11 protein-coding genes are annotated in these 13,651 nt (G+C 40.7%); 6 read left to right on the top strand and 5 right to left on the bottom strand.

The genetic code is table 11. The features are described 5' to 3' along the window. Positions 1 to 8: 8 nt before the first annotated feature. The 3 genes from Q8W26_RS04870 to gorA form a co-directional block, all read right to left on the bottom strand. Complete coding sequence (locus Q8W26_RS04870) at positions 9 to 416, bottom strand: GNAT family N-acetyltransferase (RefSeq protein WP_305472548.1); 408 nt, start codon at positions 414 to 416, stop codon at positions 9 to 11. Between the two features lie 8 nt (positions 417 to 424). Beyond that, positions 425 to 1,729, bottom strand: coding sequence for a GGDEF domain-containing protein (locus tag Q8W26_RS04865; RefSeq protein WP_305472498.1), 1,305 nt, complete (start codon positions 1,727 to 1,729; stop codon positions 425 to 427). Between the two features lie 86 nt (positions 1,730 to 1,815). Then, on the bottom strand, positions 1,816 to 3,165 hold the full coding sequence (gene gorA, locus Q8W26_RS04860) for a glutathione-disulfide reductase (RefSeq protein WP_101213532.1): 1,350 nt from the start codon (positions 3,163 to 3,165) through the stop codon (positions 1,816 to 1,818). 272 nt (positions 3,166 to 3,437) lie between these two features. On the opposite strand from gorA, the gene prlC reads away from it, so the two are divergent. Next, on the top strand, positions 3,438 to 5,510 hold the full coding sequence (prlC, locus tag Q8W26_RS04855) for an oligopeptidase A (protein WP_101213533.1): 2,073 nt from the start codon (positions 3,438 to 3,440) through the stop codon (positions 5,508 to 5,510). A gap of 2 nt (positions 5,511 to 5,512) precedes the next feature. Continuing rightward, entirely contained in the window at positions 5,513 to 6,220 is a 708-nt protein-coding gene (locus tag Q8W26_RS04850) for a DNA-3-methyladenine glycosylase I (RefSeq protein WP_101213534.1), read from the top strand. 17 nt (positions 6,221 to 6,237) lie between these two features. Here the strand turns inward: Q8W26_RS04850 and Q8W26_RS04845 are convergent, their stop codons facing one another. After that, positions 6,238 to 6,783, bottom strand: a complete 546-nt coding sequence (locus tag Q8W26_RS04845) for a hypothetical protein (protein WP_101213535.1) — start codon at positions 6,781 to 6,783, stop codon at positions 6,238 to 6,240. Between the two features lie 232 nt (positions 6,784 to 7,015). Between Q8W26_RS04845 and Q8W26_RS04840 the strand changes: the two genes are divergently transcribed. Further along, a complete protein-coding gene (locus Q8W26_RS04840) occupies positions 7,016 to 7,729 on the top strand; it encodes a class I SAM-dependent methyltransferase (RefSeq protein ID WP_370694263.1) in 714 nt (237 codons plus the stop codon). 11 nt (positions 7,730 to 7,740) lie between these two features. On the opposite strand, the gene Q8W26_RS04835 is transcribed toward Q8W26_RS04840, so the two are convergent. After that, positions 7,741 to 9,150: an NAD(P)H-hydrate dehydratase gene (locus tag Q8W26_RS04835; RefSeq protein WP_101213537.1), complete on the bottom strand. Its 1,410-nt coding sequence runs from the start codon at positions 9,148 to 9,150 to the stop codon at positions 7,741 to 7,743. 129 nt (positions 9,151 to 9,279) lie between these two features. On the opposite strand from Q8W26_RS04835, the gene Q8W26_RS04830 reads away from it, so the two are divergent. The 3 genes from Q8W26_RS04830 to Q8W26_RS04820 all read left to right on the top strand — a co-directional run bounded on the left by Q8W26_RS04830 (position 9,280) and on the right by Q8W26_RS04820 (position 13,625). After that, complete coding sequence (locus tag Q8W26_RS04830) at positions 9,280 to 10,122, top strand: ABC transporter substrate-binding protein (protein WP_101213538.1); 843 nt, start codon at positions 9,280 to 9,282, stop codon at positions 10,120 to 10,122. Positions 10,123 to 10,200: 78 nt separating this feature from the next. After that, complete coding sequence (locus tag Q8W26_RS04825) at positions 10,201 to 11,460, top strand: HlyD family secretion protein (RefSeq protein ID WP_101213539.1); 1,260 nt, start codon at positions 10,201 to 10,203, stop codon at positions 11,458 to 11,460. 2 nt (positions 11,461 to 11,462) lie between these two features. Then, a complete protein-coding gene (locus Q8W26_RS04820) occupies positions 11,463 to 13,625 on the top strand; it encodes a peptidase domain-containing ABC transporter (protein WP_101213540.1) in 2,163 nt (720 codons plus the stop codon). Positions 13,626 to 13,651 lie beyond the last annotated feature (26 nt).

The raw sequence follows: 13,651 nt of genomic DNA, 5'->3' as shown, positions 1-13,651 counted from the left end.
TACTTTAATTATTCTTTAATCATAACAATTATTTTGCGACCTTGTTTAAGGTAGGCATTAAACCTTTGCGCTAGCTCACAGGGTAATTGTTGTGGCTTGATATGCTGAAAACCTAAATGTTGATAAAAGCTAGCTAAGTGGCTTAGCGCAAAAGTATAAATTATCGGTTGTTCTTGGCATAGCAGGGTTATTAACCTCTGTGCGATGCCTTGCTGGCGATAAGCTGAACAGACGTGAACACCCGTTAATAGCCAATGGTTATCTACTGGTGATAATTTGGCGCATGCCACAATCGTATGTTGGAATTTTGCCACCCAAATTAGCTCATTATTACGCGCTTTGGCACGAGCTTTCTCTGAGGCGTAAAATTTATTAGCTAGAGGCGTTTTTAATCGCGCTAGCGGTGAATAGTCGATGTTGTTTATTACGCTAAGCCTTCTGATAACGCTTTATTTCTTCCAGAGTTTTTTGCCCGATACAAAGCCCTATCAGCTCTAATTAGTGGCTTTTCAATGGTTTCTTGTTCGGGTCTCACCTCTGTAACGCCTATGCTAACGGTAATGTTGATTACATCGTTCCAGCTGCCAGTAAATTCAATCCCTTCAATTTTTGAGCGTAGCTTTTCTGCGGTTTGCATGGCTTGAGCTAGTGTTGTTTCAGGGAGTAATACAGCAAACTCTTCTCCCCCTAAGCGAGCGACTAAATCGCTAGCACGAACGGATTCTTTACACACATTAGCAAGCTTTGATAGTACGATATCACCCACATGGTGGCCATAACGGTCGTTAACCTTTTTGAAGAAATCAATATCAAAGATCATCACGCTTATTGGCTGATTATTACGTTTAGAACGCGCTAACTCTTTACTACAGGTCGTCATAAAAGCACGGCGATTAGCGAGTTGAGTTAATTCATCGGTTGATGCTTTTACTTCAAAATCATTTCTTAAATTACATAAGTCTGTAATATCACTAGAAAAACCAATGAAGGAGTTAACATAACCGTCTTCATTTTTAATGGGGACTTTAGTGGTCCAGTAATATTTTGTTTCACCATTATCTAGAGTGACTAACTCTTCGCCGGCGACGGCTTGGCCAGAGGTGATTATCTTATTGTCTAAAATATCAAAATTTTCAGCCATTTCTAAGGGAAGGATATCTTCAGAACGCTTTCCTACAACAGATTTAGCTGAGGTGCCAAAGAGCTGAGCTGTCTTTTCATTAATAAATAAAAAGCGACGTTGATTATCTTTCATATAAATATAAGCGTCGACATTATTGATAACAGTGTCTAGTAACTTTTGTTTTCGATCGAGTTCTATTTGTAAGCGCTTTTGTTGGGTAATATCAGTAGAAATACCATTAAGACCAATGATATTTCCTTGCTGATCAAAGAGGGGTTTTTTTACTATCCAATAATAGCGAACGTCACCAGTATTTTTGATGACATTACGCTCTTCTTTTTCGACGGTTAGGCCTTGAGTGAGCACTAGCCGATCATTTTCTTTTATCTCATTTGAGTGCTCAAGAGAGAAAAATTGACTGTCATCGTGACCAACAATATCTTCTAAAGGGCAACCAAAGAGCTCCCGAACCAGCTTATTAGCGTAGGTGTATCGCCCCTCGGTGTCTTTCATAAAAATATAGGCACCAATATTATCGAGCGTCATCTGATGAATTAATAGTTCATCGTTAAGAGATTGTAATTGTTGCGCTAAAATGGTGCCCATAACTACTTTATACCGCTTCTTTTATGACAAAATAATAAAACTATTTATTAATTTATAGTGTGTTTATTTATAATAATATCACTAGGTTATCTCATTGTAACGAATTCTTCACCCGATGTTGGGTGAATCGCAACTGTACGATCGAAGTCTGCTTTAGTTGCGCCCATTTTTATTGCAACAGCGAAGCCTTGAATGATCTCATCACAGTTAAACCCGATACAGTGTAAACCAACAACTAATTCGTTCTCACCTGCACAAATGAGTTTCATTCGAGTCGGCTGGCGATGTTGAGTTACAGCGCTATACATTGCCGTAAACTCGGAAGTATAAGTTTTTACATTGTCATTGCCATATTTAGCAATTGCATCATTTTCACTTAACCCAATAGTGCCAATTGGAGGGTGACTAAAAACGACGGTGGCAATGTCTGAATAATCTAAATGAGCATCGTCTTTTTGATTAAATAAACGTTCAGCCAAGTGACGACCTGCGGCAACAGCGACAGGGGTTAATTCGACCTTGCCAGTGACATCACCGAGAGCATAAATTCCATCAATATTAGTGTTTTCATATTTATCTGATGGGATATAACCGCGACTATCAGTAGTGACACCAGCGGCTTCTAAATTAAGCCCTTGTGTCACTGGCTTGCGGCCAATAGCCCAAACTAGACAATCGACTTCTAAGCTTTCCCCGCTTTCTAGATGCAGTGTGAGTGAGCCATCGCTGTTTTTAACAACAGACTTTGGGGTGCTTTGAGGGTGAAGGGTAGGACCTTCTTTTGCCATTATTTCAACGAGAGTATCGCTCAGCATGTCATCAAATGCACGTAGCGGTTTGCTCTTACGAACGAGTAAGTGTGTCTCGCTCCCTAATGCGTGCATCACCCCCGCTAATTCAACAGCGATGTAACCGGCACCGACAACGGCAACGCGCTTTGGTTGTTCGGTTAATTCAAAGAAACCGTTAGAGTCGATGCCATATTCGGCCCCGTCGATATCAGGGATGACTGGTGCACCGCCAACAGCAATGGTGATATGTTTTGCGCGATATTGTTGGCTATTCACTTCTACCGTATTGGCATCAATAAACTTAGCGTAACCATTTATAACAGTCACATTGTTATTACCTAGCACGCGGTCATATGATTGATGAATTCGAGAGATATAAGCTTGACGCTCCTTGATTAATTGCTGCCAATTAAAACCTTGGCGTTCAAATTCAAAGCCATAGTCAGGTGCATAAGTCAGTGCCTCGGCAATATGTCCGGCATACCACATGACTTTTTTAGGGACACAGCCGACATTGACACAGGTACCACCTAACGCGGTTGCTTCAATTATTGCGCATTTTTTTCCATGCATAGAAGCTCGGTTAGCACTGGCAATACCGCCGCTACCACCGCCAATGGCGATGTAATCAAATTCTGTAATCATCTGCTTGTCCTAGTTTAATAGTGTTTCTCTGTTGTTAACCGTTGCTGATGTGAGAGGGTTAGCTTAGAGTTAATTGGGTATTATTGATTGTTTAATTAAGCTTAAAGGCTGCCGATAAAACTCTCAAGGCAAATATGAGACCTTGTTAGCAGGAATAAAATTCTATTTTTTATAAAAAAGCGATCAATTTGGCGCTAATTTGGCTATTTGCTTGAAATATATTGCACTTAGCCCCATCTTTATGGGTAATTAAATTATTTAGGTATTTAACAATGACAACGACACCGCAATCAACTGAGCTGCAAAATAACCCTCTATTTGTGATGACCGGCTTGCCGCCTTTTAGTCAAATTAAGCCTCAGCATATTGAACCTGCGGTGACAGAAGCTATCAAGTTAAGCCGAGAAAAAATAGAACAAGTGCTGTCGACTTCTGAACCTTTTACTTGGCAAAACCTAGTTGAGCCATTGGAAGAGTCAGATGATAAATTAGGGCGTATTTGGTCTCCTGTTGGTCACTTAAACGGGGTACTCAATAGTGAAGAGTTACGTCAAGCATATGAAGCCTGCTTACCTTTGCTAAGTGAGTACAGTACTTGGGTCGGTCAACACAAACCACTCTATCAGGCATATCAACAGTTAGCTGATAGTGATGAGTTCAGAGGGTTAACTGCGGTTCAGCAGAAAGTGATTAAGGATACATTACGTGATTTTAAGTTATCTGGGATTGCTTTAGATAGTGATAAGCAGCAACGCTATGGTGAAATAAGCATGCGTTTATCGGAGTTGGGATCGAAGTTTAGTAATAATGTCCTTGATGCAACGCTAGGTTGGACGAAATTAGTGACGGATGCTGATTTATTGTCTGGGTTGCCGCAAAGTGCCATTGATGCAGCACAAGCCGCAGCACAAGAGAAAGAACAACAGGGTTATTTGTTTACTTTAGATATCCCGAGTTACTTGCCCGTGTTAACTTATGCCGATAATCGCTCATTGCGTGAAGAGATGTACCGTGCGTATACCACACGCGCATCGGATGAAGGGCCTAATGCTGGAAAGTGGGATAATAGTGATGTCATTAATGAAACTGTGGCTCTGCGACATGAGTTAGCTAACCTTTTAGATTTTGACTCGTTTGCTGATAAATCGCTAGCGACCAAAATGGCGGAAACACCTACCCAAGTTATTGAGTTTCTTGAAGACCTGGCACAAAAGTCGAAACCTCAAGCCGAAGAAGATTTAGCGCAGTTATTAGCTTTTTCCAAAAAAGAGTATGGCGCGACAGAGATTGAGGCTTGGGATCTTGCTTATTACGCTGAGAAGTTAAAGCAGCACACTTATGCTATTTCTGATGAAGAGTTACGTCCTTATTTTCCTGAGGAAACAGTAGTTAAGGGCTTGTTTGAAGTGGTATCGCGCTTATATGGTTTGGTTATTACAGAGCAACAGAATGTTGATGTTTGGCATGATGATGTGCGCTTCTATAATATCAGTGATCGCAATGGTGAGCATCGTGGCAGCTTCTATCTAGACCTATATGCCCGTGCCCATAAGCGTGGCGGCGCGTGGATGGATGACTGTTTAGCTCGTCGTATTAAAGATGACAACGAACTCCAAAACCCAGTTGCTTATTTGACGTGTAACTTTAATAAACCAGTAGGAGGAAAACCCGCATTATTTACCCATGATGAAGTGGTTACCTTATTCCATGAGTTTGGCCATGGTTTACATCACATGCTGACTAAAGTGGATATTTCAGCAGTATCTGGGATCAACGGTGTGCCTTGGGATGCCGTTGAATTACCGAGTCAATTTTTAGAAAACTGGTGCTGGCAAGAGCAGGCGCTTGCCTTTATTTCTGGCCACTATGAAACAGGGGAGCCGCTACCAAAAGAGATGTTGGATAAGTTATTAGCAGCACGTAATTATCACAGTGCGATGCAAATGCTGCGTCAGTTAGAGTTTTCTTTATTTGATTTTAGGTTGCATCTGGAATTTGATCCTGAGCAAGGGGCTCAAGTGTCTGAAGTATTAGATCAAGTACGCCAACAATACGCTGTGATTATTCCGCCAGCCTTTAATCGCTTTCAACATGGTTTTTCACATATTTTTGCTGGTGGTTATGCTGCTGGTTATTATAGTTATAAATGGGCTGAAGTTTTATCCGCTGATGCGTTTTCTAAGTTTGAACAAGACGGTATTTTCAACCGCGAGACAGGAATTAAGTTTTTAGAAAGTGTGTTAGAAAACGGTGGTTCTCAAGAGCCAATGGACTTGTTTAAACAGTTTATGGGACGCGAACCACAAGTGGATGCGTTATTACGTCATAGTGGGATTAATGCATAAAAATGGCGGCTAAAGTAGAGCACTTTTCTGCGGTGATTGATCGCGCCGCAGAACGAAAAGGTGGGGAAGAAGCTCTTGCAGGTTTAGTCATGCAACCGAGGAGCGATGATGAACTGTCATTGTTGACATCCGATAGAGTGTTAGCACAAATGACTAAGTCAGTGTTTCAGTCTGGTTTTGTATGGCGAGTGGTTGAAAAAAAATGGCCTGACTTTGAAGAGCATTTTTTTGGTTTTGAGCTCGATAAAATATTAATGATGCCGGATGATATGCTTGAGCGTAAAGCGACAGATCCTAAAATAATTCGCAACCTGAAAAAAGTCATGACTATTCGTGATAATGCGCAAATGATTAAAGATATCGAGTACGCAAACGGTCCAGTAGGGCAGTTTATTGCCGATTGGCCAGCGGATAACATCATTGGGTTGTGTGAGTTATTTAAGCGGCAGGGATCGAGGCTAGGTGGTTTTACTGGATATAACGTGTTGCGTGCATTAGGTAAAGATACTTTTCGCTTATCAAGCGATGTTGAGGGCTATATGCGTAGCCGTGAAGTGATCACCGGTGGCTTGCAAACGAAAGGTAGTTTGAAAGCCATTCAACAGCAGTTTAACCAATGGCAACAACAAACGGGTTTATCCTTAACCGAGCTTAGTATGATTTTAGCTTACAGTTGTGGCGATAATCGCGTTGGCTTTGCTAGTGACTAACCAATAATCTTCACTGGCTACTCAATAATGATATTGGGTAACCAGTGATTACTCATATCAATATCATCTAATTCAGCTTGCGTTATTGGAGGCTGCTCAAAACTCTCCGGTGGCGAAGCCAATAGGTTAAGATCTACAGCGGTGGCTATACCGGTAATTTTATCTCCTGTGAGCTGCAGGCGGTAATAGACCCCGTTATAAAAATTAGCGCCAAAGTCAGCTGGTTTTTTATACATAAACAATAGGTCGTGTTCGAGCCACTGTAGCGTGTTATCTGTGACTACGCGCTTATTGGGATAAGGGTAAGGGATATGGCACCATAATTGTTTACCTTCTAAACACTTCATTTCTTTCATCGATAAAAAGAAATCTTTAAATACGTCATGGTTGATATGCAATTTATAAGTGATTTTACCTGCTGAAGAGGTGAACTTGACGGTACCTATAATGGTTTTATTTTGTTTACTGTCGACAAGTTTTATTTGCTTGGTGCCATTTAAAGCGGCGATGGCATTGTGTGTAATAGACAGTAATAAGGACAGCAACAAGGCGCGAAATAGCATAACAAACTCCAAAGTGACAGGTTACTTCATTAGTGCGATTGCTTTCAGTTTGGGTTGCCAAGGCTATTTTGTCTATGCCACTTAGGAGGGATTTTTTTAATCTGACTTAGGAAATGTATGACTTCAAGCTTGAGAATGATTAAAATACTTTCTATTGTGATTAACCGAGTTATCCATGAATTTAAATGCTGTGGCTATTGTTGCCACTCACCCAGACCTACAAGCACAAGCAATGCTTCTCGCAGAGCGTTGGCAATTGCCATTACAATCGCAACACGATGATACGTTCCAGTTACAGCTGACCGAACAATATTTACAATTAGTTAAGCTTGATGAGCCGAAACTTGGTGCTATTTACGTTGATTTTATTGAAGGGGCTGTTGCTCATCGGCGTAAATTTGGTGGCGGTCGAGGTCAATTAATAGCTAAAGCGGTTGGTTTAAAATCAGGCGCTACACCAACCGTATTAGATGCGACGGCCGGCTTAGGGCGAGATGCATTTGTATTGGCTAGTTTAGGCTGCACTGTCACGATGTTTGAACGCTCGCCTATTGTTGCAGCGCTACTCGATGATGGTTTAAGTCGTGCCTATCAAGACCCTGAAATCGGGCCTTGGCTGCAACAACGTTTAACTTTACAGCATCATAATTCATTAAGTGGTTTAAGTGAATTGACTGACAGTCATGACGTTGTTTACCTCGATCCAATGTTTCCACATCGAAAAAAGTCGGCACAAGTCAAAAAAGAAATGCGTGTGTTCCAAAGCTTAGTCGGTAGCGACCTTGATGCAGATGGTTTATTGCCTTTAGCACTTAATGCGGCTACTAAACGTGTGGTGGTTAAACGACCAAGTTATGCCGATTTTTTAAATCAGAAAACACCCAGTATGCAGCTTACTTCAAAAGCCAATCGCTTTGACGTTTATGTTAAAGCGGCAATGAAGTGATATAGCATTGTTTATTGATTTAATACTCGCAGTTGTGCAATCAAATCTTGCGGAGTCATTGCATAATTATTTATTGTCAACTCTTGTGCGGCTTGGGTGTGCGCTAGAGAGCCATGTATTGCAGCGTCTAGCGGAGAGTAACCTTGGGCTAATAAGCTTGCGATGAGCCCACTGAGCACATCGCCGCTGCCACCTTTGCTTAAAATAGCACTGCCATTATCATTAATATATATCGATTGTCCCTGACCAATCAAACAATTGGCCCCTTTCAAAAGTAAGGTGACTTTTGGGTATTTATCGCAAAATAAGCGTAAGTAATAAAACCGATCTTGTTGTAGCTCTTTGACAGTAATTGATGCCAGTTTGGTGCTTTTTAGCAAAGCACAAAACTCTTTAGGATGAGGGGTTAGCACCAAGGGGTGCTCGAAAAACTCTGCTAACTTACCCCAATAGAATAAATCGGCATCAATGACTTTATTAACCGGTGCTGTTAACCATGACGATAATTGTGATGGCAGTTCGTCACGGCCCAACCCCATTCCTAACGCGATTGCGTTGGTGCTTTTGGGGATGTATTCACTGTGCATGATATGGAGAGGTTGGCCCACCTCGGGTTTCTCGAGTGCAGACACCGTTGTAACTAAACCACAACCGAAGCTAAAGGCCGCTAATGCAGCCAGTTGGCCCGCGCCCACTTTATTACCAGTAATAACGGCTAAATGTCCGTAACTCCCCTTATGGCTAGACTGTGTTGAGCGAAAGGGTAATTTTAGATCATGATGGTACAACTTTTTGATAGGACTACTATCTTGATAACTCGTGGTGGGTAAGCCGAGTGTTATGACCGTTAACTCTCCAATATAATCCTTCGCATCATCACTAAATAAACTCGTCTTAAGTCCTCCCATGGTTGCTGTTTTATCAGCATAAAAAGCAATTGGGCTCGGCTGCCCTTGGCTATTTAAACCGCTAGGTATATCACAAGCTATTTTAAGTGAGTCAAAGCGGTTTAGGTGATCTATCAGTTCAACAGCACTGTTATTTAACGGCTTATTTAAACCAGAGCCAAATAAACAATCGACGACAATATCTGGACTTGTTCTTGGTAACTCATTAATTAATTTAATATTTAACTGGTGTAACCGCTCTAACTGCCGTTGTGCCATCACTGACTTTGCACCGAAAGGGAGGTATAGTTGAACCGAAGCGTACTCAAATAGTAATCGAGCTAGCGCTAAGCCATCACCGCCGTTATTCCCTGGTCCGCAGACAATGAGGACTTGCTGAGTTTTTCGATTTGACTTGATAATATGGTTCAACAAACCGATGGCTGCGTGTTCCATTAAAATGTCTTCTGTTAGTGCGTATTGAGTGTAGCAACGCTGATCAAGCGTATCGACCTGATTGAAAACATTATCCATAATTACCCTTCATTTTTATTTATAGGCACTGACTAATAACTATATTGCTTATAGCTATTAAGATAGAGTAAGGTTGGCTCAGTGTAAAACGCAATTGGTATAAAGTACGACCTCAAGAGAAGTAGCATTATGCGTCCAGTGATTTATTTTGTGATTTTATTTTTTTTCGTATCGACTCAGAGTTATAGCAAAGAAAAATTACGGGTGTATGTTCCCTATTTATGCCCGCTTGTTTGTGATGAAGCTAGTGAAGGAAAGAAAGGCTATGTCATCGATATCATAAATGAGGTATTTATACCGTTTAATATTGATGTCGATTTTCAATTTATGAGTTGGCAACAAGCACTGGAGCAAAGTCATCAGGGCAATAATGATGCGGTAATTGGTATTTTTAAAATGCAGCCACAAGAGGAGAGTGAGTGGTCACAGCTAGGTATTAAGGTCAATATATATAAAAAACTTATCTATCCAAAACAACCGATTTTTTATTGGAATGAAGCCTGCTTTTATTCATTATCAAGTGCCCAGTGGCAGTATCGTTCGGATCATGATTTAAAAGGGAAAAGATTGGGAACCATTTCGGGCTATTCTTATACTTCTTTAGATACCTTCCTCGCGAGCCACCCTCAACAAGACTTAAGACTTTCCGGGTCAAACACTTATGCGCGTCAATTTAAGCGATTATTGAATCAAGAAATTGATATCCTAGTAGCGAATAGAGTTATGGCTGATGTTGTATTGAAAAAAATGATTGCTCAAAAGCTGGTGTTAGATAAACAAATAGCATTCAAAGGTTGTTATCCGAATAGTGACAGCCGAGCAGCGTTTTTATCATTCTCTGCAGCTAACCCTCGATCAAAAGAGTATGCCACACTCTTTGATTTAGCGTTAACACAGCTACGAAATACGGGCAAGCTAGCTAATATATTAGCGCCATATCAATTAAATGATTGGAAAAAATTAGACAAATAGGAAATCAAGACTACGGTATTAATGCTAGCCAATGGAAGCGGCTAGTTAAGTTAATAACTCAAGGATTGGAGGTCTACTTTGTCATCACATCATTCTAAAAGTTTATTTCGCCATGAAGCCGTTGCCGCTCAGTCACAACGGCTGGTTGGAACCATATCTTTAGTTCAGCCTTTTTCTTTTCGTTTTGGAATTCTCGCCATTGTAATACTCACTTGCTGTGTAATAGTTTTTTTGTTTAATGCAAGCTATGCAAGAAAAGAGACTGTTCGAGGTTATTTACAACCGGACAAAGGAATAATCACGAGCTACTCAAATCGCAACGGTACTGTTAAAGAAGTTTTTGTACAAGAAGGAGAATATGTTGAGCGTGGTGAGGCATTATTAAATGTGGTTTCAAGCCAAAGTCTATTAACCGGTGAAGAGCTCAGTGAAACCTTGATTTCAGAGATTCGTGCACAGTTATTGTTAGTCGACGATGATGCTGGGCAGCTTTTACGCCTTGAGCAGCTCGAAAAACAAAAAATAAACGCGCAACTCGACACGCTCACGACCACGGTATTGTTACTTCAAAAACAGCAATTGCTATTACAAAAAAAAGAGCATTTACTCGACTCCCAACAGCAACAATACGAACAATTATCCCAGCGAGGCTTTGCTTCAAAGCTACAGCGGCAGCAACAATTGGAAAAGTCACTGACTGTTCGCCAAGATGTGGAGCAACTCAATACACAATTGTTACAGCAACAAAGCCAGCAGCAACAACTAACCTTCCAGTTAGCCAATATTAGTGAAGAGTTTTTACTTAAACAGCGAGATTTAGATAGGAAAAAGTCAGAGCTAACTCGTCAACTAAAGCAATTAGAAAATAACTTTCAATATATCATCAAGGCAAGTCATTCTGGAGTCATTACTTCTGTTCAGGTGGTTGATGGTGAGATGCTTAATTCAGCACGGCCATTAGTGAGTTTACTACCTGATGGAGCTGAGCTAATCGCCCAGCTCTTATTGCCCACGCGAAGTGCAGGGTTTATCCAACGTGGTGATGTGGCTAGAATTCGGTTTGATGCTTTCCCTCATCAACGCTTTGGTATAGTTGATAGTAAGATAATACAAATAGATCAATCGATTATTTCAGATCGAGAGCGTGTGCTGCCAATCGATATTACTGAACCTGTTTATAAAATTCAGTCAAAATTAAGTCAGCAAGTGATTAAAGGCTACGGGAATGAATTCCCGCTTAAAAGCGGGATGCTATTAGAAGCAGATATCATTTTAGAGCGACGAAGCCTATTGCAGTGGTTACTCGATCCTATTTATAGCTTGAGTGGGAGGCTTTAATCATGACTAGTCAGCATATCCAAGGAGGCACCGAACAACAGAGTTATCGATTACTAGAGTTCTCTAATGTAAAACGTGTGCCATTGATTTTACAGGCCGAAGTCGCTGAATGTGGTTTAGCATCGATGGCGATGATAGCTTCATATTTTGGCCATCAACTTGATATGGCTGCAATGCGGCAGCGATTTTCAACAAATCTCAAGGGAATGAGTTTACAGCAAGTAATTGATCTTGGAGGCAGTCTAGGCTTAGCTAGTCGAGCATTACAATGCCCAATCGAGGAAATTAATAAGCTTAAACTCCCCTGCATTTTACACTGGGATATGAACCATTTTGTAGTGTTAACTAAGGCTTCAGCAAAAAAAGTGACTATAAATGATCCCGCTCAAGGCAAGCGTACATTGAACTTTACTGAGTTTAGTCAGCATTTTACTGGAGTTGCATTGGAATTAACGCCTACCGCAACCTTTAAGAAAAAAGCACGTCAGCCACAGATGCGTCTATCGCAATTGTGGAGCAAAATAACAGGGTTTAAATCGGCGCTCGTTAAACTCTTTGCCTTATCGTTAGTGTTACAGGTGTTTGCTCTCGCTGTGCCCTATTATATGCAGTGGGTTGTGGATGAGGTACTAATTAGCCGAGACCAATCGTTATTAACGGTTCTCGCATTAGGTTTTGGTATGTTATGCCTGATAACGGTATTTACAACTGTCATTCGTAGTTGGTTGGTATTGCGCCTCTCAAGTTTGCTTAATATTCAGATGGGCGTCAATGTATTACATCACCTATTGCGTCTACCGATGAGTTATTTTGAAAACCGTCATATAGGTGACATCGTTTCTAGGTTTGGCTCATTAGCACAGATTAGAGAACGCATTACCACAGGGTTTGTTGAGACGGTGGTTGATGGTGTAATGTCGATAACGGTGCTTGTGATGATGTTTATCTATAATATTAAATTAACACTGATTGTTTTAGCTGTCGTTACCATTTACACCGGTGTACGCCTCGCGTTATACCGCCCGTTGCATCAAGCAACAGAGGATTCAATACAAAATCAAGCCAAAGAACAGTCAAACTTTCTCGAAACCATTCGCGGTATTCAAACAATCAAGTTGTTTTCTAATGAATCTCAGCGACAAAGCATTTGGCAAAATCGATATGCGGAGGTTGTTAATGCTGATATCCGTTTAGGTAAATTACATATTAGTTTTGATGCTTTTAATAAATTGTTATTTGGCATCGAAAATGTACTGATTATTTACTTTGCAGCACTATTTGTGATGTCCGGCAGCTTATCTGTAGGGATGATTCTTGCGTTTATTGCTTATAAAGGCCAATTTATTCAAAGGGCTAGCAATTTAATTGAGCAAATTATTCAATTCAAAATTATGCGTTTACATTTAGAACGTATTGCTGATATTGCGTTACATCAGCAAGAACCGAGTAGAGAAGGAGTACTTCCGGCAACGAAGCTACAGGGGCATTTATCGTTAGTTGATGTGTGCTTTCGTTATGACAGCAATGATAAATATGTATTAAATAAAATTAATTTGGAAATAAGCGCGGGTGAATGTATTGCAATAACCGGAGATTCAGGTTGTGGGAAAACAACACTAGTTAAAGTTATTCTGGGCCTATTAAAACCGAGTTCAGGAACTATTTTACTTGATGGTCAAGATATTACTCAGATCGGTTTAAAAAACTATCGACAACAGGTGGGGGCTGTAATGCAATCGGATAACTTATTTGCTGGCTCGGTGTTAGATAACATTACCTTTTTTAACCCTGAACCTAACTATTTGAAAGTGGAGCGGTGTGCGAAGCTAGCGGCGATTGATCAAGATATCAGTCAAATGCCGATGGGCTACAATACGCTTGTCGGTGATATGGGATCAACTCTGTCTGGTGGTCAGTTACAGCGCGTGCTATTGGCAAGGGCTTTGTATAATGACCCATTAATATTAGTGATGGATGAAGCAACTAGTCATTTAGATAGCCATAATGAACAGATTATTTCTCAACGAATTAAGCACTTGGCAATGACTCGTGTGGTGATTGCTCATCGCCAAGAAACGATTGCTCAGGTAAATACTGTCTATCGATTGGATAATGGTATGATTGAGCTAACTACACCTCAGAGCTATCAAATAAACCTAACCTAACTTAACTGCTGGTTTTTGTATGCGGT

This window comes from Psychrobium sp. 1_MG-2023, assembly GCF_030689115.1.
Classification (GTDB): Bacteria; Pseudomonadota; Gammaproteobacteria; order Enterobacterales; family Psychrobiaceae; genus Psychrobium.
The sequence above is the reverse complement of the archived record's forward strand: the minus strand, read 5'-3'. Positions and strand labels throughout refer to the sequence as shown.

Bases quoted from the DNA above. Each gene is read 5' to 3' on its own strand.
- Q8W26_RS04865 (WP_305472498.1), bottom strand. From the start codon at position 1,729: ATGGGCACCATTTTAGCGCAACAATTACAATCTCTTAACGATGAACTA.
- gorA (WP_101213532.1), bottom strand. From the start codon at position 3,165: ATGATTACAGAATTTGATTACATCGCCATTGGCGGTGGTAGCGGCGGT.
- prlC (WP_101213533.1), top strand. From the start codon at position 3,438: ATGACAACGACACCGCAATCAACTGAGCTGCAAAATAACCCTCTATTT.
- Q8W26_RS04850 (WP_101213534.1), top strand. From the start codon at position 5,513: ATGGCGGCTAAAGTAGAGCACTTTTCTGCGGTGATTGATCGCGCCGCA.
- Q8W26_RS04845 (WP_101213535.1), bottom strand. From the start codon at position 6,783: ATGCTATTTCGCGCCTTGTTGCTGTCCTTATTACTGTCTATTACACAC.
- Q8W26_RS04840 (WP_370694263.1), top strand. From the start codon at position 7,016: ATGCTTCTCGCAGAGCGTTGGCAATTGCCATTACAATCGCAACACGAT.
- Q8W26_RS04835 (WP_101213537.1), bottom strand. From the start codon at position 9,150: ATGGATAATGTTTTCAATCAGGTCGATACGCTTGATCAGCGTTGCTAC.
- Q8W26_RS04830 (WP_101213538.1), top strand. From the start codon at position 9,280: ATGCGTCCAGTGATTTATTTTGTGATTTTATTTTTTTTCGTATCGACT.
- Q8W26_RS04820 (WP_101213540.1), top strand. From the start codon at position 11,463: ATGACTAGTCAGCATATCCAAGGAGGCACCGAACAACAGAGTTATCGA.